The organism is Pseudoalteromonas sp. P1-8 (assembly GCF_001399985.1).
In the GTDB taxonomy this organism is placed as follows: Bacteria; Pseudomonadota; Gammaproteobacteria; order Enterobacterales; family Alteromonadaceae; genus Pseudoalteromonas.
The window spans coordinates 153,956-174,603 of record NZ_LJSO01000008.1 but is presented as its reverse complement, the minus strand read 5'-3'; the positions used below and the strand labels follow the sequence as shown (position 1 = coordinate 174,603).

Here is a 20,648-nt window from a genome sequence, read left to right as displayed (position 1 = left end):
GATATTGTAATAGAAAAGCTTATTTATACTACAAATTGCTACGAAGTTTTTATTTGCATAAAATAGGAACAATGATAAAGTGCATCACGTTAACAATTAGAACACTTAGTTAACACCCCAACTCAGGGATAAAACAATAAAGTAACAGGTGAAACAATGATAAAAAATAATTATTTAGGTGCTAGCATAAAGCTTGCTCTATGCTCATCGGCACTTGCCATTTCTAGCCAATCGTTAGCTGCTGAAGAAGAAGGCGCAAAATCAATTGACCGTATCGAAGTAACAGGGTCACGCATTTTACGTGAAGGTGCTATTGCCCCTGCTCCAGTTACAGTGATAAGCGGTGAAGACTTAGTTAATACTGGCGCGGTTAATATTGGTGAGGCACTAAATAAATTACCAGCACTTGGTAATACTTATTCACTATCAAACTCAGGCCGTTTTATCGGTACTGCGGGCCTTAACATTCTTGATTTGCGTAATATGGGCACAGCTCGTACACTTGTTCTTGTCGATGGCAAACGCCATGTTTCAAGTTCTGCTGGTACTCAATCAGTTGACACCAATACAATTCCAAGTGTTTGGGTAGAGCGTGTTGAAATTATCACCGGTGGTGCATCAGCTGTATACGGTGCCGATGCTGTAACAGGCGTAGTTAACTTTATTCTTAAAAAGAATATCGAAGGCTTAAGTGTTAGTGTTACCAAAGGTGCCTCTGAACTAAGTGATTACAAAAACGAAAAAGCAACGTTTTCATACGGTACAAACTTTGATAATGACCGCGGTAATGTTGCCTTTGCTGTTGAATACTCAGGCCAAAATACATTAAATGCGCTTGATCACCCGTGGACTGATGGCTCTTTCTTTAGCTTGCGTAACCCAGCTCAAAATGAAGAGAACAAAGACGATCCAAATTTCCCTGATAAAATTTACACACCAAATGCTGGCTATTATGCGATTAATAATGCAGGTGTTTTTGCATCAAGCAATGGCTATGTTAACTCATTCAACCCAGATGGCAGCCTTCGTGACATTTATATAGGTGACCGAGTAGATGGTCTTGCATGTGCTGACTGTGATTCATTTAACCTTGCTCAATTCAATGAAATTCAGCCAGAGTTTGAGCGCTACAACGTAAACTTTAAAGTAAACTATGACGTTGCAGACGATATGAATGCGTACTTCGAAGCAAAATATGTAAACAGCGAAGGCGAAAGCATTGGCCAGCCAGCATTTTTCTTCTTTAACCCTAATAACAGCATCAAGATTGACAACCCATACCTTGACTCAAGCGTTAAAGATCTAATGGAACAAGAAGGTGTTAGCTCAATCATGGTTAACCGTATGATGACAGATTTAGGTCGTCGTATTGAAAACAACACACGTGAAACAACCCGCTTTGTTGCAGGCTTAAGAGGCACAGTATTCAATGACTGGGAATTAGATGCATCAGTTGTTCATGGCCAAACTGACTTAGAGCGTATTAATGGCGCTAACATGATTATGGCAAACTACTACAATGCTCTTGACGCAGTTGATGATGGCGAAGGTAATGTTGTTTGTCGTAGTGAAGAAGCGCGCGCTGAAGGTTGCGTACCAGTAAACATCATGGGCTTTGGCGCACCAAGTCAAGAAGCGATTGATTACATTAATACAGTATCAACAGGTACTTCTGAAATTACTCAAACAGTAGTAACAGCATCACTTGCAAACTCAGCAATTTATGAATTACCAGCAGGCTATGTTGGTTTTGCTGCCGGTGTTGAATACCGTAAAGAAGAAAGTGAAACTAAAGAGCCTGATAACGCAGTAGGAACGTTCTTTAACGCACTTGGTGAAGACAAAGGTGATTTTGATGTAAACGAGATTTACTTTGAAGCATCAATCCCGCTACTAGCTGACTTGCCACTTGTTCAAGACTTAGTACTAGATACAGCGGTACGTTATGCTGACTATAGCACTATTGGCGATGCAACAAGCTGGAAAGTTGGTTTAGATTGGACTGTGAACGATCAATTACGTGTTCGTGCAACACAATCTGAAGCACTACGTGCGCCAAACATTGGCGAAATTTTCGGTGCAGCGAGCCAAACATTCTACAACGTTGATGACCCTTGTTTAGCAGATAACCTAGATGATTTACAAAACTCAGAAGTTCGCCGTGCAAACTGTGCAGCATTAGGTGTTCCTGCTGGTTTTGAATCAGATTACGATTCACAAACGCTTGAAGGTTTAGTAAGCGGTAACAAAGATGTTAAAGGTGAAGAGTCAACCAGTACTACAATTGGTTTAGTTTACCAGCCATCATTCCTAGAAAACTCAGTTGTTACAATCGACTATTGGAAAATTGAATTAGAAGACGCAATTACAACGATTGCTTCTCAAGAAATTCTTGACCGTTGTGTTGACGCTGAAGGCGGTATTAATAACCAATACTGTAATCTAATCACACGTGATAGCAGCTCACATGAAATTACACTTATCCAAAACTCGGTATTAAACGTTTCTGGACAAGAAGTATCAGGTGTTGACTTTGAGTTAGGTTATGACTTTGATGCTCTAGAAGGCAACTTCTCTACACGCTTAATTGGTACTTACCTAATTGAACGTAAAGAGTTCCCATTCCAAGACGAACCTGAAGATTACATCGAGTACGCAGGTACAACGGGTGAAGCTAAATGGCAAGCTAACTTAACTATCTCTTATAAGCGTGATGGTTTCTTTGCAACCTTTGATACACGTTACCTAGATGAAGTAAGCCTTTACACAGACCAAGAATTAGAAGATAACCCGAATCCAAACAGCTTAATGAAGTTTGGTAGCTATGTTATTTCTGACGCAACCGTTGGTTATAACTTCGAAAGCGGCTTTGGTGTGAAAGTAGGTGTTGATAACATCTTTAACCGAGAGCTTCCATTCGGTACAAGAGGCACAGGTTCAGGTAGTGCAAGTTACGACAACATCGGTCGTTTCGGCTACTTAAGACTATCTTACGATTTCTAATCGTTAAAATTTGATTCTCTTGGGGCTGCACTTTTGTGCAGCCCTTTTTCTATCAGATATAAAAACTATCCTATTCCAATCATTTACTTAAAACCTGACAATTCACGCTATACTCTACCCTATCGGCCTTTTAACTTAATAAGACTATGCTCAAAACGGTATTTTTCATTATCTGTCTATTTTGCTTACCGAGTGTTTTTGCCAAGCAAAGTATTATTTTTATAAATCCAGGTCATGCTGATACCAATGTCACAGGCCCTTTTTGGTTTGAAGTATCGCAGTTGATGCGGGACGCTTCCAAAGACTTTGATCTCGATTTAACGATTCATTATGCCAACCGAAATCATATTGAAATGAAGTCATTAGTGGCTAATGCGATTAAAGCAAAGCCAGATATGCTGATTTTAGTTGATGAGAAAAGTGTGCTTACCCAACAACTTTTAAGCTTAAAGCACATCTCTACGCCCATCTATTTTTTACTTAACCGCCCATCAGAACAAGAACTAAACCGTTTGATTGATCATGGTATTAATATCGCAGGTAGCGTTGTGCCCGATAACAAACAAGCGGGTCAATTATTAGCTGAAAAACTGATTGAAAAAGCTCAGCACACGGCAAATATTCTCGCGATTAATGGTGATTACACCACCCATGCAGCACTTAATAGAGAGCAAGGTTTAGAGCAAAGTGTTCAAACGCATGATAATGCTAATATCACCGCTAAAACAGTTGCCAACTGGTCAGCAACACAAGCGTATCGCCAGAGTCTTGGCTACTTTAGCCATCAATCTAACATCAATATGGTTTGGGCTGCCAATGATGCCATGGCATTAGGGGCGATTGCTGCGCTTGATGAGTTAAATAAACGCAAAGATGTATTGGTTGGCGCAATAAATTGGCCACTCAGAGTTGTGGCAGAAAAAATAGACGTCACTATCGGCGGTCATGTCACACTAGGAGCTTTAGCTATAGTAAATGTTCATGATCTACTCAATAATTACGCAACCGGAACTATGCATCATGAAGTGGCCATTTTCAGCCAACATAGCGAACAAACGCTTAAGCTAGTTGAACAAATTCACAGTGATAACTTAGCAATTAACTTTCGCGTTTTCAGTAATGCGAATAAAAATGCCCTTCCCTTCAGTGTTGAATCACTTCTTTTAGAGGCAACCAATAGCAAACTGTAAAGGGCATTTACATTATTTATTACTGAGCCAAACTGCTTGATATGGGGTTAGCGACATTGTTTGTGTTTGCTCAGTAATTTGCTCACCGCTAATTAAATCTCGCCATTGCTCGGTACCAATCAAATTTAAGTCGGCAAGCGTAAGCGTTTGCGGCTCGTCACTAATGTTATAAACACAAAACATACTTTGCGAACGGTTGATACTTTGTCGCCAAAAACCAAAGAGCCCTTCGCTTAAATGTAACGTATATTGCGTCGCATTAGGGTGAAATGCACTTTGCGCCTTACGAATAGCCATTAGGTTTTTCATCGCTTTAAACACAGTACGATGATGGGCATTTTCATTACTCAGCTTTGCTAGTAAATCTGACTCTTGCCAGCGGTGTCGGTTAATCGCTCGGTTATGTTGGCTGTTTTCAAAGCGTTCATAATCATTGGTGGTACCGAGTAAGCTATGAATATACAAACCTGGAATACCTTCAAGCGCAAACATAATGGCATGCGCACATAAAAAGCGTGCAACACCCCATTTATCTGGGCCTTTATGGGTACCTTGCAACGCATCAAATAAGGCAATGTTTAACTCATAAGGTGTATTGGTGCCATCTGGGGCGGTACGTAATGAGACTTTACCACCATATTTAGCCGTAGTATTGACCATTTCGGCAATTTCACTTTGCTCCAACAAGCCTTCAACGGGGCGCAAGCCAATACCATCATGTGAAGCTATAAAGTTAAAGTATGCCGTCCCTTCTTGAGGAGGTGGCATACTCATCATCCAATGTTTTAATGCGGTACTGTCGCCACTGAGTAAGGTATGTAATAACAGCGGTGGTAATGAAAAGTTGTAAATACAATGCGCTTCGTTGGCATTACCAAAGTACGATAGGTTTTCGCGGTTCGGGATATTAGTTTCTGTGATAATAATCACATTAGGCTCAAAATGCTCAATAAGGGTGCGAAGCAGCCTGATCACTTCGTGCGTCTCAGGCAGGTTAATGCAGCGGGTATTGAGTTTTTTCCATAAAAAAGCCACCGCATCAAGGCGAAATATACGCACACCGTTATCTAAATAATGACGAATAATGCTGACAAATTCATTGAGTACATCTGGGTTAGCAAAATCAAAGTCGACTTGGTCATGACTAAAGGTACACCACACATGTTGCAAACCGTCTTTAGTTTCAACCGCCTGTAAAAGGGGTGATGTTCTCGGGCGAACAACTTGCACAAGGTCATCACTCTGGCTTGCCGTTTTAAAATACCCTTTTCCCGGCTCTTTGCCCTGAATAAAGTTTTCAAACCAAACGCTGCGGCTAGAGCAATGGTTGATCACCAAATCTGCCATCAACCTAACATCCGCTGAAATATCACGGATATGTTGCCAACTACCTAACGCTTCATTCACTTGCACATAATTCATTACCGCGAAGCCTTCATCTGAGCTATATGGGTAAAACGGCAAGATGTGCAGTGCATTAAGTTCAGGTAAGCATTGGTTTTTTACAAAGCGATGTAACGTTTGCAAAGGCGGCTCTTCAGGCTTAGCAACGGCTTCATCCGTATTAGCATGACGAATAATCGAATCACCATAGGCAATTAAAATCATATCTTGCTCATCCCAACGGTTTTTATGCGGCGTTGGGTCTCGAACAGGATCATCACCTAACATGGTATCGATTAATCTATCTGCGAGTTGTTCAAGCGTTGTTGATAGCTCAACCTCGCCGTAGATGCAGCTTAAATGCTGAATAACCCTTTGTTGCAAAAGCTCTAAAGTCACGTGCCTTCCCCGTTAAATATATTCTTTGTTATCAAGCTCTACGGCTTCTTCTAAGCGAGCAAACACCTCTGGCATTGCCGAAGCTACTCGATTCCAACTCGGCACAAAGGGTGCTTCCATTGGATTTTCTAAAAAGTGCTGACCTGCATTCATAATATTTTGAGCAAACATTTCAACGGCTTTTTCTTCATGATGAATATCAAGTGTTAAGCCATTCATTAACGCATCGTTGTGATAAGTCTCAATAAAATCGAGTGCAATACGGTAATAGGTTGCCTTTAATGAGCGAATCGTTTCTGTCGTAAAAGTCACCCCTTGGGTAGCCAGCTTCCTAAATAAAGCTTTGGTGATATCAATCGACATTTTCGACAAGCCCGCCGCTTGGTTTTCTAGCGATAAGTCTTGGTGTTTGTGATCATAGTTATCAGCAATATCTACCTGACATAAACGGTTATGCGAGTAATTACGATACATCTCTGATAGCACGCCAATTTCTAAGCCCCAGTCACTTGGAATACGAATATCATTAAGTACATCGCGACGGAATGAAAACTCACCCGCTAGCGGGTAACGAAACGAATCCATATATTCTAAATAATCGTTGCTGCCTAATATTGTTTTGAATGAACGCAATAACGGCGTTACTAGCAAACGTGACACGCGACCATTAATTTTGCCCTCAGCGGTTCGCGGGTAAAACCCTTTACAAAATTCATAGTTAAAACGAGGATGAGCAACAGGGTAAATTAAACGTGCTAATAGCGCTCTGTCGTAAGTCAAAATATCACAGTCATGCAGTGCAATTGACTCTACTTTTGAGGTTGCCAACTTATAGCCCATGCAATACCAAACATTGCGACCTTTACCTAGTTCTCGTGGCGCAACGCCCAATTTTTGTAGTTCTTTATCAAGAGCTTGTAAACGCGGGCCATCATTCCAAAGTACCTTATGAGGCTGATCAAGCTCCGCAAAAAACTGCAGTGCATGGCGATATTGGCTTTCATCAGCGCGATCTAGGCCTATGGTAATTTGCGATAAATAAGGCACATGTTTCAGCTCAGCAATAATATTTTGCAGAGCGGGTCCTTCTAACTCACTGTAAAGCGAAGGCAAAATCAGGCCCATTGGGCGTTGTTTTGAAAAGCCCAACAACTCTTTTTCTAGTTCTTCTACTGGGCGGTCAGCAATATTGTGTAAGGTCGTGATAATGCCATTTTGATAAAAATCAGCCATGAGATTGCTCCTGTTTTGCTGCAAAACGCGCTTTGATGATAGTTAACGCAGAAACTTCTTGAACCCAACCTGCTGGGGCTGGTTTTTCGCTGAGCTGCCATGCTTTTTGTAATATTTGTGATTGTACTTGGCTGCCAGGGTTATTGATTAAAATAGCGGTGTCGGCCGCTTTTAGCATGGCTACATCGTTTTGACTGTCGCCAAGCGCTATCACAGTAAATGGATTGCGATAGGCTTTTTTGAACTGATTTAACAGCCACTTTTGTGCAAGTCCTTTATTGTTACCTTTGGTTAAATGGATAAAACGCCCGCCAACAAGCACTTCGTAGCCTGCTTGGCTCATTGCATCTATCAAGCCCTGCTTTTCTTCATCACTGCCCGAAAAACAAACCGGATCTGAGTACTGTCTTTGTAGCGCCAATTCACTTTTATCGACGGGGAGTCCTGTTAACTCGGCTATTTCTTGTGCACTAAATTGGCTAAATAAGCGTACACAATGACTAAATTGGCTTGCATATTGTTTAAGATCTTCATGCAATTTATCGGTACTTTGCGTCATGGCAAAGCGCCAATAACCTTTATATTCATCACAGCCAATCGGCTTTACTTTGAAATAGTCTTTCGGGATATAAACAGCCGCACCATTTTCCACAATAAAGGGCTGGTGATGATCCAAACCTTTTTGAATATCAGTGACTTCAGCAAAGGTTTTGCTGGTGTTAAAAATCACATTGACACCGGTATCATTCAACTTTGCCAAAAATGGTTTGATCACCTCACATTCGTAACTATCGTGATCGAGCAATGTGCCGTCTAAGTCAGTAAAAATAAGTGGCTGAGCAATCTGGTCAGCGAGAAGTTCCATCTTGGTGATATCACGCTCAGTATCGAGCAATAGTAACGCATCCACGCTGTGCGCAAGAGTGGCTAAATTTTCCCGCGTAATACGCTCAAAATGAGAGATAAAACGCTTTAAACTCACTTCATCAAACGTGCCCTGCCCCTGGCCTTTTTTGGCAATTAGTTTATGCTCTTGCTCTAAGCGCCACGCATACACATCTTCAAATGAAGGCGCTTTTAACATAATGGTGTAATCGGCCATTGCGAATACATTTTGATATTCATTCGCTAAGCAACTATTTACGCAGCGACGCCAAATGCCGTCGGCATCTTCTAGTTGCTCTAATTCATTTACCGGAGCTTGCAGTTGATAAGGCTGCTGAGGAGTACTGGCTACACACCAGCCTTCAAAAAACACGATATCAATCGGCTTTTGATTACTAGACCACTGGTCTTTTGGCACCGGTTCATCAGTTAGTTTATCAAATTGAGGTAATGGCACACCCACGTTACCTGCCAACAAAGCTGATAAGGTTTGTTCCATTAATTGCGTATCATGCGTACCTGGTACACCACGACTCGCAAACAAAGGATGAACATCTTTAGCAAGCTCATTGCGTGCATCACGACTTAAATAAAAGTCATCGATTGATAATGACACGCTATTAAATTCGGTATTGCTATTAACCCAGGTCACTAAGAAATCAGCAAGGGTCGTTTTACCTGACCCTTGGCAGCCGTTAATCGCCACCAGCATAGGTTGGCCGGTCATTTTTGCGCTTAAGATATCGTGCGCGAGGGGTATAAAAAAATGCTCACTTAAGTATTGATACTTGAGTGGTAACTGATGCTTCGCTAAAAACGGGGTAATATCCACAACATTTGCCTCTTGCATAATCGCTCCTACCAGTATGACATAGAGATAAATGCAGTTAGTAGACCAGTTTTATAATTCCTTATTTTTTAAATGGTTACAAAAAAAGCGCATATTTAATGCGCTTTTTTGGTGCAATATTCAAGCAGTTTTTAAGTTCTAATCAGCTTGTTGCACTGCTTTGGGGAGAACAGCATTTAAGATAATCCCCAAAATTGCGCATAAGCTCACACCTTGCAAACTAAACTCATCACCACCGATATGCATGCCACCAATACCAAACACTAAAATCAGTGCGATGATAGTCAAGTTGCGAGGCGCGGTAAGATCTTCACCTGATTTAACTAAGGTATTTAAACCAACAACGGCGATTGAGCCAAATAGTAAAATCATGATGCCGCCCATCACAGGAACCGGAATAGTTTGTAAACCCGCGCCCATTTTTGCCACAAACGCAAGCACAATAGCGATGATTGCGGTCCAAAGCATCACACGAGGGTTGAAGTTACGTGTAAGCATTACCGCCCCCGTTACCTCAGAGTACGTTGTATTCGGTGGACCACCAAAAACCGATGCCGCAGAGGTTGCTAAGCCATCTCCCAGTAAAGTGCGGTGTAAACCCGGTTTCTTTAAATAGTCTTTACCTGTTACTTGGCTAATAGCCATCATGTCGCCAATATGTTCAATTGCTGGCGCAATGGCCACAGGCACCATAAATAAAATAGCCTGCCATTTAAACTCAGGATAAGTAAATGCAGGTACCGCAAACCAGTTTGCTTCGGTGACCGCATTAAATTCAACAATACCTATAAATAACGAAGCAAGGTAACCTGCTACCACACCAGCAAGAATAGGAATAAGTTTAAATACACCTTTACCCCATACCGCAAAAATCAGCGTAACCAGTAATGATAAACCAGACACCCAAATGGCTTGCTCATAAGGAACTAATTGTGCACTGCCATCCCCTGCTTTACCCATAGCCATATTCACAGCGACAGGTGCTAAGGCTAAACCTATTACCATAATCACTGGGCCAACAACCACAGGCGGTAACACTTTATGCAGCGCATTCACGCCTTTAAATTTTACTATCAAGCTAAGCGCAAAATAGCAAAAGCCTGCCACCATTAAACCGCCCATAGTTGCGGGAATACCCCACATTTGCACTGAGGCGATAATAGGTGCGATGAAAGCAAAAGACGATGCTAAAAAGATGGGAACTTGGCCTTTGGTAACCACATGAAACAGTAAAGTTCCTAAACCTGCAGTAAATAAAGCCACATTGGGATCAAGGCCTGTCAGTAATGGCACAAGTACCAGTGCGCCAAATGCGACAAACAGCATTTGCGCGCCAGTTAGAATGGTTTTTAACGAAAATGTTTGATGATTTTCCACGTGAGCGCCTTACACTGTGCCAAAAATCTTGTCACCGGCATCTCCTAAGCCTGGAATGATATATCCTTTTTCGTTTAAGTGACTGTCTAAAGATGCTGTGAAAATTTCAACATCTGGGTGGGCTGCAAGGGTTTTTTCTACGCCCTCTGGTGCTGCCACTAATACAATCACTTTAATATCTTTACAACCTGCTTTTTTAAGCATGTCGATAGTTGCAATCATTGAACCACCGGTTGCAAGCATTGGGTCAATAACAAGGCTTAAGCGCTCATCAATTTTACCAACCAGTTTTTCAAAATAAGGCACTGGCTCCAATGTTTCTTCGTTACGCTGAAGACCAACAACACTTACTTTTGCAGCAGGTAATAACTGCATTACGCCATCCATCATACCAAGGCCGGCACGAAGAATAGGCACAACAGTAATTTTTTTACCTTTGATATGTTCTACATCTAATGTTGAACCATCCCACCCTGTGATTTGAACACTTTCTAATGGGAGGTTTTTTGTTGCTTCGTAAGTAAGCAAAGTACCTACTTCAGACGACAGCTCACGAAAACTCTTAGTACTAATACCTTCTGCACGCATAAGGCCAAGTTTGTGTTGAACTAACGGATGAGTAATTACATGGATAGACATAAGTAGAACCTAAATGAGATAAATTACGCCTATTTTAGCGCAAAATAGTCTTCTCGACTGCAAAAAATGCATGTTCACCGCATTAATTCTTTGAATTGGTCTAAAATCATACTAACAGTTGCAAATATTAATTTTTTTGCAACAACACGCACCGGCAATATTTAACATTTTATTTATTTTGGGCCTGCAGTAATGAAAACGTTTATCTTCAACTCGATACTACTTTTGTGTATTTGCCTACCGGTCCACAGTGAAACTCTCGATATTCAAGTTATGGCAGACTTTGTTCCCCAAGATGGCGGTAACCCTGAAAATGAGGCCACCACGTTTTTACTGGCTGCAGCAGCTGAATTAGGCGATGAAATCAGCCTACATTTTATACCTGCAAGCCGCTTAAGAGAGTGGCAGCAATTAAGCAAAATGAACAATGTTTGCTTGTACAATAAATTAAAAACCCCAGAGCGTGAAGCTCATGCTGTGTTTAGTCAGTACCCTCTGATGGCATTTCCTTCAAATAAACTGGTGGTATTTAATAAGCCCACCATTCCAGACGCTATTACCCTACTACAAGCTATCTATTACTATGACTTAACAATTGGCGTCACCAAAGGCCGTTCATACTCAGAAGAGATTGATAAGTTTGTCCGTTTAAATGATGAGCACTTTTTTATACTCGATGGAGCTACAAATGCACCAAGACTCGGGCAAATGCTATTCCAAAATAAAATTGATGCCGTTTTAGAATACCAAACGATATTTAGCAACCGTTATAAACGAGCTCCGGGACTGAGTAGTATTCGTTATATCAGCCTTAAACCAGAAAAAGCCGCGGTGTTTGGTTATATTGCTTGCTCACCAACAGAGGTTGGCAAACAAGCAATCGCGCTGTTCGACAAAGCGCTTAAAACAGAAAAGGTACGCACTTTAGTTAGTGAGCGCCTAATGGCGCTATTTCATGAAGGTGAAAACACACAAATTGTAAATGCCTTCAATGCAGCGTTTGAGCACTAAGCTGATAAAATCTGCTCCATAACCCAACTTGTATGTAGTGCGCTCTCACCGGTTGATGGGTGTGGTTGCTGAGCATGAAAATAGTTCGCCATATTTTCAACATGATATTGTTGAATATGCGCAGGGTTATCAATTACGAGCTGTTGTTTGCCCTGTGCGTTGTTAAGCACAATCGGCTTTTCGTCAAAAACACTAAAGCTAAGCTCGCCTTCACTGCCGTAAATCATCACATCATCAAAACGGTTTGCTGAAGCAAAGTTCCAGCTCCCGGTGCCTGTAACACCAGATTGATGCTGCCAGTGAGCGGTAATAGCATCGAATGCTGAATATAAGCCTTGTTGATTAGCACATAAACCATGCACCTTACTAAAGTCACCTAAAAGGTAGGCAAGTAAATCAAGACCATGGCTGGCTAAATCGTCGAAGTAACCTCCTCGTGCCACATTTTGATCTGTGCGCCAGTTGTACTCACCCGATAAATCAAGGGTGTTAGGAGCTTTACTTAAATGCCAACTAACATGACGAGGCTTACCAATGGCGCCTTGTTCTAGTAACTGTTTAACGTGATTAAAGCGTGGTAGTGAACGGCGATAATAAGCCACAAATAGCGGCTGTTTAGCCTCTTTAAACGCTGCGACAATGTCAAGGCTGTCTTGATAACTTGGCGCCAACGGCTTTTCAATACAACATGGTTTACCTGCCGCAGCAACTTCAAGAGCAAACGCTTTATGGCTATCTGGCGGCGTGGCAATATACACTGCATCAACACTGTTATCGTTAATTAGTTCGCTTGGTGATGCGAACACCTTTGCGACATTATGACGTTTAGCGTAATCATGGGCTTTTTCTAGGTCGCGACGTGTCACTCCAATAAGCGCAATACCTTCTGCTTGCTGATAAGCAGGGCCGCTTTTCACTTCGGTTACAGCACCACAGCCAATAATGGCAAATCGCATTGGCTTATTCATTGCTAATCCTTTATTTTTAAGTACGTTACAAATTGCTGCTGCATGTAGCCGTTTATTTTTGCATGTTCAGGGCACCAACCTGCTAAAAAACGATAAAAATCGCTCCATGCGTAACACCAAAGCGCTCGCCAACTGCTAACAACAAGCGCTGGGTTTACATTCGGTTGATAACGTTTTAGTGCCTGTGTGAGGGTGTCAAAATAGCGATTCAAATAGTCATCGGCAACTGATTTTAATGCCGTATCATTTAAGCAACTGCCTAAAAAATACATCACATCAATCACCCCAACACCCTTGCCAACATATTGAAAGTCATAGCCAAGAACATGCTGGTTTTGTGGCGCAATCGCAAAATTGGCAAGCTTAGCATCACCATGAATTAACGTTTGGTAAGGTGACTCACTCAGCGCAGTATCAATAGCGTGTGCCTGCGCTTTTAAGCTTAAATCGCTCATGCGCTGTAGCTCATCAGGCCGCGTTGCTAAATGCCAATAACTACCTCGCGGCCAAAGGCCATTGGAAGAGCTTGCTAAATGAAAAGCATGAAAGTGTGCAAGCCAGTTTATAATTGCTTGAATGTCGCTGTGTGTAGCACTTGCTTGCAGGTAGCCAAGTGCACTGAAATCACTAAATAACAGCGCTTGCTTACTGCCCTCTTGTATTGCCTCAATACAGTGGATAGCCGCAGCTTCATGGGGTAATTGCTTAGCGTAGTGTCGATACCAATTAAATTCGACTAAATAAGATTGCCGCTTTCTGGCAAGCGCAAAATCACTTTGTTTTATACGACTGTGATTGATCTGACTAGGCACTTCAATCGCTTTAATTACCGCAGCAGCACCATTCATTTGACAACGAATAATCTCACCGCATCCACTCCATACTGATGCTGCTTGCTGTAGCTCTGTAATGTTTGAAAAGTGACAAGTAACGAATTGCCTAAGATCCATAACGCTCTGTAATTTATATAAACTGATGGCAATAGTAGGTGAAATTAGCTATTGGTACAACGGCCTATAGGCAATAAAAAACCCGTGCTAAGCACGGGTTTTCGAAGATAAAGTCCTAATACTGCTCAGGACTTGCATTGTTGAATTACTCGTTTACCACACTTTTAAGTGGGTTTACTGGCTTTGCATTGTCATCCAGTAAGTTCATATCAAAGTCGAACTCATCAACACGAATCGCTTTTTCACGTTTCTTGTTGTAATCAATCAGTTTTGCATACTCTTCTTCGTTGATAACACTTGCAACAAGTGCATTATCAAGCGTTTCTGCAAAACGAACGCCCGGCTTAATAGTTTTAGCACGAAGTGCTTTTTTAACTTTCTTAAGTAAATCAAGGCACGCCATTTTCGCTTTGTACGCTTGCTCATTGATGTAATGACCATCACCTTCAATTGGGTTTACCAAGTGAGTGATTTGCGCTTTAAATGCGGTATCCATTTGCGCTTGAGTCGCAAGTTCACGGATTAAATCATCGCTGATCTTAGGCATTTTCATTGAGTAATTCATCGTAATGAAACGCATAAACTTACGAGTACCACTTGCAGGGAAGTTATCTAAGAACTTATGCAATGCTTCTTCAGCGCTTTGTAGTGCAAAGCGAGTCGCATAGTGGAAGTAAGGTGCAGCTTGCTCACGTTCACTGCTTGCTACTTTTTGCTCGTAATATTTAATTGATGCCATAGCAGCGTATAAGAAGCTCATTACGTCGCCTAAACGTGCAGATAACATTTCTGCTTGTTTAAGTTTGCCGCCAAGTACCAATAACGAGAAGTCAGCGTAAACTGCAAGTTTTGCAGATAGTTTGTGTGCTGCTTTTTCGTATTCACGTACTTCTGGTAGTGACGATTTAGCACCCGCAGTAAACGGTAATACGCCTAAACGGAAAGCTCGTAAGCTATTAGCTACGCTGTAACCCACTGTTTTACGTAAGATGCTGTTGAATTCTTTATCTGCATTTTTGTCTTCGCTGTGGATAGACTCAACCATAGTTTGTAGGTAAGGGTGACAACGCATTACACCTTGACCAAAAATCATTAGGTTACGAGTAAGAATGTTTGCACCTTCAACCGTGATCGCGATTGGTTGTGCAACATAACCACTTGCTAATGTATTTTGCGGACCATTTTGAATTGCCTTACCTGCTTGAATATCCATTGCTGAATCAAGCACGTTACGACCAATTTCTGTCATGTGGTATTTAGCAATCGCAGTAACTACAGATGGTTTTAAGCCCATGCCTAAACCTTCTGTTGTTAATACACGCATTGCTTCTTGAAGGTAAGTTTTACCTGCGATATCAGCAAGCTTCTCTTGGATACCTTCGAATTGACCAATCGCCAGACCAAACTGCTCACGTACTGCTGCGTACTCAGAAGCACCTTTAAATGCTACTTGTGATGAACTAACACCAAGTGCCGGTAACGAAATACCACGGCCTGCACCTAAACAGCTAACCAGCATTTGCCAGCCACGGCCGATGTTCTTTTGACCACCAATGATGAAGTCCATTGGTACAAATACTTTTTCGCCGCGAGTCGTACCGTTGTAAAAACGGATGCCCATAGGATCATGACGATTACCAAGTTCAACACCTGGGTGATCTTTAGGAATAAGCGCACAGGTAATACCTAGGTTTTCTTTGCCACCTAGTAAACCGTCAGGGTCAACTACTTTAAATGCTAAACCTAATACTGTCGCAATTGGCGCAAGTGTAATGTAGCGTTTGTCCCAGGTAATTTCTAAACCTAACACTTCTTCGCCATTGAACTGACCACGTTTAACAACACCAATATCTGGAATACCACCCGCATCTGAACCCGCTTCTGGGCTAGTTAGTGCGAAACATGGAATATCACGACCATTTGCAAGGCGTGGTAAGTAGTGATCTTGTTGCTCTTTAGTACCAAAGTGAAGTAATAGCTCACCTGGGCCTAATGAGTTAGGAACCATCACGGTTACCGCAACCGCAGAACTCTTAGTCGCGATAGTTGCAACAATTGTTGAGTTTGCATAAGGGCTGAATTCTAAACCGCCGAATGATTTAGGAATGATAAGCGAGAAAAAACGCTCTTTTTTCAAGAAATCAAGAATGTAGTCAGGAAGATGAACACCATTTTGAATTTCAGAATCATCAATCATTGATAATAATTCTTTCACTGGGCCATCTAAGAATGCTTGCTCTTCAGCGCTCAGCTTAGCTGCTGGCACGTCACGAAGTGCATCGAAATCAGGTTTACCTTGGTAGATTGAACCTTCTAACCAAACATCACCCGCATCTAACGCTTCTTGTTCTGTAATTGAAATACTAGGTAATACTTTTTTTAATTTTGTACGTAAGCTCATAATAAACTCATCCGACCAGATAGTGATACCTACATTACGTCATAAAACGAGCAATAGATCAATTGGTCCAACCAGTTTTTTTAACATTTTTTTATATTTATTTTTTCTTTGCACGCTAAGCACTTGAATACAATGGGTTTACACGTGTACGCTCAAACGCCATTTTTTATCCCGAAATGGTTAACAACTAAAGGCTGAAAACAAAAAGCCCAACTAAAAAGTTGGGCTTAGGTATAAATACTGAAGGAATGGCTTATAGCTCATCTTCGATAGGGAATAACGAAATAAACCACACTTGAAAGCGTCGCCACGAAGACGTTTGTGGTTCTTCATCAAACTGCTCATTACTCACGGTATCGAGCCAAACTAAGTTATTATCTTTGAGCTCAACTTTCCAGGCATATTCAGGCATTTGCGTATCAACCCAATGGGCCAAAAAGCGGCTAAGTTTTTCGCTTTCGATTAATACGCCCATCTCGGTATTTAAATCAAGCGAGCGAGGGTCGAGGTTCATGGTGCCCACAAAAATCTTTTCATCATCAAAGGTCATGGTTTTTGCGTGTAAACTTGCTTGTGATGACCCGGTTACTTTACGCCCTGCTTTGCGCTTAATGGCCATTAAGTCACTGGGTTTTAACTCCCATAGCTTAACCCCACCCTTTATAAGATCTTCTCGGTACTTTTTATAACCAGCATGCACCGCAGATACATCGGTAGCAGCTAAAGAATTAGTCAGTACAGTGACATCAACGCCCTGCTTTGCCCAATTGGTTAGTAATTTAACGCCCTGCTCACGAGGAATAAAATACGGCGACACAATAATTGCTTTTTGTTTCGGCTCGCCCATTTCTTTAAACAACATTGGCGACATATTGGCCGATTTTTCACTGACGTCGTTCATCACCTTATCGGGGTGATCATAAAACAACACAGACTTTTGCCAATCGAATTCTATTTCATCGTGCAACAAGCGTTTTACAAAGGCGCTTTCGCGTAACTGCTCAACGTAATTACTCTGCTGATTTTGCTCAACATAGGTCGATAAAGTTTTAGTGATATCAATAAGTGATTGCTCATCACGTTCACCGTGCAAGTCTTCAACAGGGTAAGACAGCTGATGATTCCAATATAAATCAAATGCTTTTGATGCCTCTGGCACAATCTCGCCAACACTCATCACATCTAAATCAATAAATTCAGAATGATCTTCAGCCGAGAAATACGCATTACCTATGTTGCGCCCACCGGTGATAAAAATCCGATTATCAACAATAAAGCTCTTGTTATGCATACGTCTTGAAAGCTGGCTAAAGTTGGTAACAAAACCGAGCGCTCTAAAACGACGGTTAGGAAATGGATTAAATAATCGAACTTCAATATTAGGGTGAACAGCCAGTGCAGCTAAATCAAGCTCACTGTCGGCTTGCGATAAGTCATCAAGCAACAAGCGAATTCTTACCCCCCTATCTGCGGCTTTTAATAAAAAGGCCGTAAATAAAATGGTGGTTTGCTGCCTGTGGTATAAATAGTACTGCACATCAATGGTGTGCTCTGCAGAATCAATGAGTGCCAACCTAGCTACAAAGGCATCGACCCCATCTGCTAAAGGATAAAACCCTGATAACCCAGGATGATTATTACCCACTGCATCTCCTATGGTACTGGGTGTATCCGCTGCAATGGCATAGCTTGGTTGAATTGACTCTCGTGAAGGTAACTGCGCACAACCCGCGGTGATTAAAATGAGTACTGCACAAAAAAGTGATTTTGAAGAGTCTATTATCATGGCTTCCTACCAATGACCGTGTGATACACGTATCTGCTTTGTTATAACCCTAATAAATGAAGGGGTTAAAAGCAAATAAAAACTCGTAAGTATGGGGATTAATTAGAAGAATTAAACGAAGGAAAAATTCTTAAGCACGCATGCTTAAGAGCAAGTAATTACGCTACTTGCTCAGTGATATCTGCAATTTCGATCAGTTTGCGATTAAGAATTTTTTTACAACAACCACAACACTTGCCGCACTGGCTACCCACTTGCAGCTCTTTTGATAAATCGCGCATCGTCATAGCGCCATCATCAATTGTTTGTTCGATTTTTTTATCAGTCACACCATGACATAAACAGATATACATGAATGCAAACCACTCTCATTTCTCTTGATGGTCTGCATATTAATCTAAACGGTAATAGTTCGCAATAGTGTTATAGGCAATATTTGCATAACTTTTATACCAAAATCTCATAATTAGCACACAGCTAAAAATTTTCCCTTATGATTTGGGCAGTTAGTTAAAGGCGAGCAAAGAAAAAATTTCTAACTTTTTTGAGGGGGTTTAGTTTGGAGTTGAATGAAAAAGAGAGGATGGCTCAAATACAGAGCATTGGGCGATGAAAAATAAAGAAGCCAACACTTTAAAAACTCTTAATCGTCAGGAACATATCTGGTTTTAACTTTTTTAAGCAAAAGACAAAAAGAGAGACCTGATCCTATAGTCTTTTCACGGACTTTAGCCTCCCTATGAGATTAATTTCTGGCAACTGTTTGACCATACAGCCAACGCTTGGTTTGTATAAAAAGCTATGTGATCAAGTGAGTAAAATTGGGCTGGTAGCTAATTCTTTTGATGGGATGAATCGTTTTTAAAACTTCATTTTCCATTCAGAAATCGTGAGCTCATAAACCTTTTATTTCAACCGACTCTACCAACGAGCTTAAAAACACTCAAACAACAAATTCTGTCTCGATTCATTTAATTAATAACAAACACCCGCCACGTAAATACACTTCATTAAGGGCAACTGAAACAAGTACCGTGTTCATACAAATCAAGTAAGCTGTGTCACTTAAAAACAGCAGAGCTAGCTATTTGAGCCAGCGCCACTAGTTAGCAGCACCGACATAAATTGCACGACCTGCTGCTAGCAAGTGCGCAGTTCTACTGGGATTGGCTGCGAACTAAAAGCTTTTTGTTCCGCAATAAATAGGAAAAAGGCAAGACGCGGCCCTATTTTTTCTCATTCTTTACGATAAATGATAAGTGCATCAAGCTCTTTTCTTAGCTTCCTCAACATAGGGTCTGAATTCTCTTCATCTAAGACAACTCTTTTTTTACCATCGATATCGAAATACTGGCAGAATTCTTGGTTCTCTGTAATCGGACTACTAATTTTATAGCTTGTACTTTTTATCACATTATTCCGTATGCGGACGTATTCAGCCTTTGTGATAGAGGTCGTCCTTTTCGCCAGTCCACTTCCTGCACTGACAATAACGTAGTCACCATTAACCTCTCCAATGAACAGATATGATTCAAATACCCAACCAGAAAAGTTATTCTGATAGTGGAAAACATACTCTTTTGATTTTGCTGTTAATGATTTATCCAACTTAACAATCAATGGAACCTTGCTTTCTTTTGGAGTACATGTGAGGTTCGTCGTTAAAGGATTTGCAAAGGAAGCAAACGATAGCAACACTAGGCATAATGTTAACGTTTTTTTAGCGTAATGGAATTTCATATGTCTTCCCTCGTCTAGTGTAAGTATTTCGCTCAACCATGGGGACAGGTCTTGCTTTTTGCCACCATCTTACTTACACGCGAATAGCGTAATTGAAAATAATCACCCAACTCTTTTCTTTGCTCGACAATTACCGCTAACTTACGCCTTGATGTTGCTTTAGATTTGCCAAATTGGAGTAACATTTTGTCGATTTCAATCCATTCTGGAGTTTGTGCTTGCCCATCGTAAAATGCCCTACACGTTGAGAACTTCTATTAAACCATTGCTTATAAACAACATTGGACTAGCTAAAAGGCAAAAAGAAAGACCTGACCCTATTGGTTTTAAAATAACCTTCAAATTTGTTTAGACTGTTCATTTCAGCAAAGGAAGTTACACAAAATCAGAAAGTGCTAAATTAACCCATTGCAACTATTTTTCTAGATTAAAAGTCTATTGAGGCCCCTTAGTGATCATGATCTCCATAAACAAGTATTCTATCTGAATCCATAGGTTTATAGAATCCAACACTTTTTGACTGAGACTTGAAGATTTCCACCGTAACATCTAACTCTTCTAGTGATTTTACCCAAGTAAAACTATCACTAAAACAAGAGGAAAACTCATATTCGAAAGATACATTTGAAGGGTAGCCTCCAAACTCCAATATGACACTTTCCTTAAAAGGCTCAGGACCGCTCACTTTATGTTCTTTGATATAAGAAACGTTTGGGTCTTTAGATTTCCAGTCCATTAGACACTTTCTTTCATAAGGATTAGCTAGAATAAAAACCCCATTCTCATCATGGTTATAACCATAAGCTATATAAATTAATACAAAATTTAGGATT

15 protein-coding genes are annotated in these 20,648 nt (G+C 41.0%); 3 read left to right on the top strand and 12 right to left on the bottom strand.

Going from position 1 to position 20,648, the window contains the following annotated elements; all coding sequences use genetic code 11:
• Window positions 1-156: 156 nt before the first annotated feature.
• Together AN213_RS12970 and AN213_RS12965 are read left to right on the top strand one after the other, a co-directional pair.
• Complete coding sequence (locus AN213_RS12970) at window positions 157-3,003, top strand: TonB-dependent receptor domain-containing protein (protein WP_055198800.1); 2,847 nt, start codon at window positions 157-159, stop codon at window positions 3,001-3,003.
• Between the two features lie 146 nt (window positions 3,004-3,149).
• Window positions 3,150-4,193, top strand: coding sequence for an ABC transporter substrate-binding protein (locus AN213_RS12965; RefSeq protein WP_055198799.1), 1,044 nt, complete (start codon window positions 3,150-3,152; stop codon window positions 4,191-4,193).
• 12 nt (window positions 4,194-4,205) lie between these two features.
• Here AN213_RS12965 and AN213_RS12960 read toward each other — a convergent pair whose 3' ends face one another.
• The 5 genes from AN213_RS12960 to upp form a co-directional block, all read right to left on the bottom strand.
• Window positions 4,206-5,975, bottom strand: a complete 1,770-nt coding sequence (locus AN213_RS12960; protein WP_054562433.1) for a sugar phosphorylase — start codon at window positions 5,973-5,975, stop codon at window positions 4,206-4,208.
• A gap of 12 nt (window positions 5,976-5,987) precedes the next feature.
• Window positions 5,988-7,208 (bottom strand): hypothetical protein, encoded by a 1,221-nt coding sequence (locus AN213_RS12955; protein WP_054562434.1) that lies wholly within the window; start codon window positions 7,206-7,208, stop codon window positions 5,988-5,990.
• A complete protein-coding gene (locus tag AN213_RS12950) occupies window positions 7,201-8,943 on the bottom strand; it encodes an HAD-IIB family hydrolase (RefSeq protein WP_055198798.1) in 1,743 nt (580 codons plus the stop codon). The genes AN213_RS12955 and AN213_RS12950 overlap by 8 nt, the downstream gene beginning before the upstream one ends.
• 138 nt (window positions 8,944-9,081) lie before the next feature.
• Window positions 9,082-10,320: a uracil-xanthine permease family protein gene (locus AN213_RS12945; RefSeq protein ID WP_054562436.1), complete on the bottom strand. Its 1,239-nt coding sequence runs from the start codon at window positions 10,318-10,320 to the stop codon at window positions 9,082-9,084.
• Between the two features lie 9 nt (window positions 10,321-10,329).
• The gene (gene upp, locus AN213_RS12940; protein ID WP_054562437.1) at window positions 10,330-10,959 is read right to left on the bottom strand and encodes a uracil phosphoribosyltransferase; all 630 of its coding nucleotides are present in this window, start codon (window positions 10,957-10,959) and stop codon (window positions 10,330-10,332) included.
• A gap of 192 nt (window positions 10,960-11,151) precedes the next feature.
• Between upp and AN213_RS12935 the strand changes: the two genes are divergently transcribed.
• Entirely contained in the window at window positions 11,152-11,970 is an 819-nt protein-coding gene (locus AN213_RS12935; RefSeq protein WP_160318716.1) for a hypothetical protein, read from the top strand.
• On the opposite strand, the gene AN213_RS12930 is transcribed toward AN213_RS12935, so the two are convergent.
• The 7 genes from AN213_RS12930 to AN213_RS12900 form a co-directional block, all read right to left on the bottom strand.
• Window positions 11,967-12,938 (bottom strand): Gfo/Idh/MocA family protein, encoded by a 972-nt coding sequence (locus tag AN213_RS12930; protein ID WP_055198796.1) that lies wholly within the window; start codon window positions 12,936-12,938, stop codon window positions 11,967-11,969. The two genes, AN213_RS12935 and AN213_RS12930, sit on opposite strands and share 4 nt — an antisense overlap.
• Before the next feature lie 2 nt (window positions 12,939-12,940).
• Window positions 12,941-13,888 (bottom strand): aminoglycoside phosphotransferase family protein, encoded by a 948-nt coding sequence (locus AN213_RS12925; protein WP_055198795.1) that lies wholly within the window; start codon window positions 13,886-13,888, stop codon window positions 12,941-12,943.
• Window positions 13,889-14,033: 145 nt separating this feature from the next.
• Window positions 14,034-16,289, bottom strand: coding sequence for an acyl-CoA dehydrogenase (locus AN213_RS12920; protein ID WP_054562441.1), 2,256 nt, complete (start codon window positions 16,287-16,289; stop codon window positions 14,034-14,036).
• Window positions 16,290-16,542: 253 nt separating this feature from the next.
• Entirely contained in the window at window positions 16,543-18,075 is a 1,533-nt protein-coding gene (locus tag AN213_RS12915) for a phospholipase D family protein (protein ID WP_055198794.1), read from the bottom strand.
• A gap of 158 nt (window positions 18,076-18,233) precedes the next feature.
• The gene (locus tag AN213_RS12910) at window positions 18,234-18,428 is read right to left on the bottom strand and encodes a (2Fe-2S)-binding protein (RefSeq protein ID WP_054554573.1); all 195 of its coding nucleotides are present in this window, start codon (window positions 18,426-18,428) and stop codon (window positions 18,234-18,236) included.
• Window positions 18,429-19,311: 883 nt separating this feature from the next.
• Window positions 19,312-19,815, bottom strand: coding sequence for a hypothetical protein (locus AN213_RS12905; RefSeq protein WP_055022465.1), 504 nt, complete (start codon window positions 19,813-19,815; stop codon window positions 19,312-19,314).
• Between the two features lie 448 nt (window positions 19,816-20,263).
• Window positions 20,264-20,551 (bottom strand): hypothetical protein, encoded by a 288-nt coding sequence (locus tag AN213_RS12900; RefSeq protein WP_150114719.1) that lies wholly within the window; start codon window positions 20,549-20,551, stop codon window positions 20,264-20,266.
• Between the last annotated feature and the right edge of the window lie 97 nt (window positions 20,552-20,648).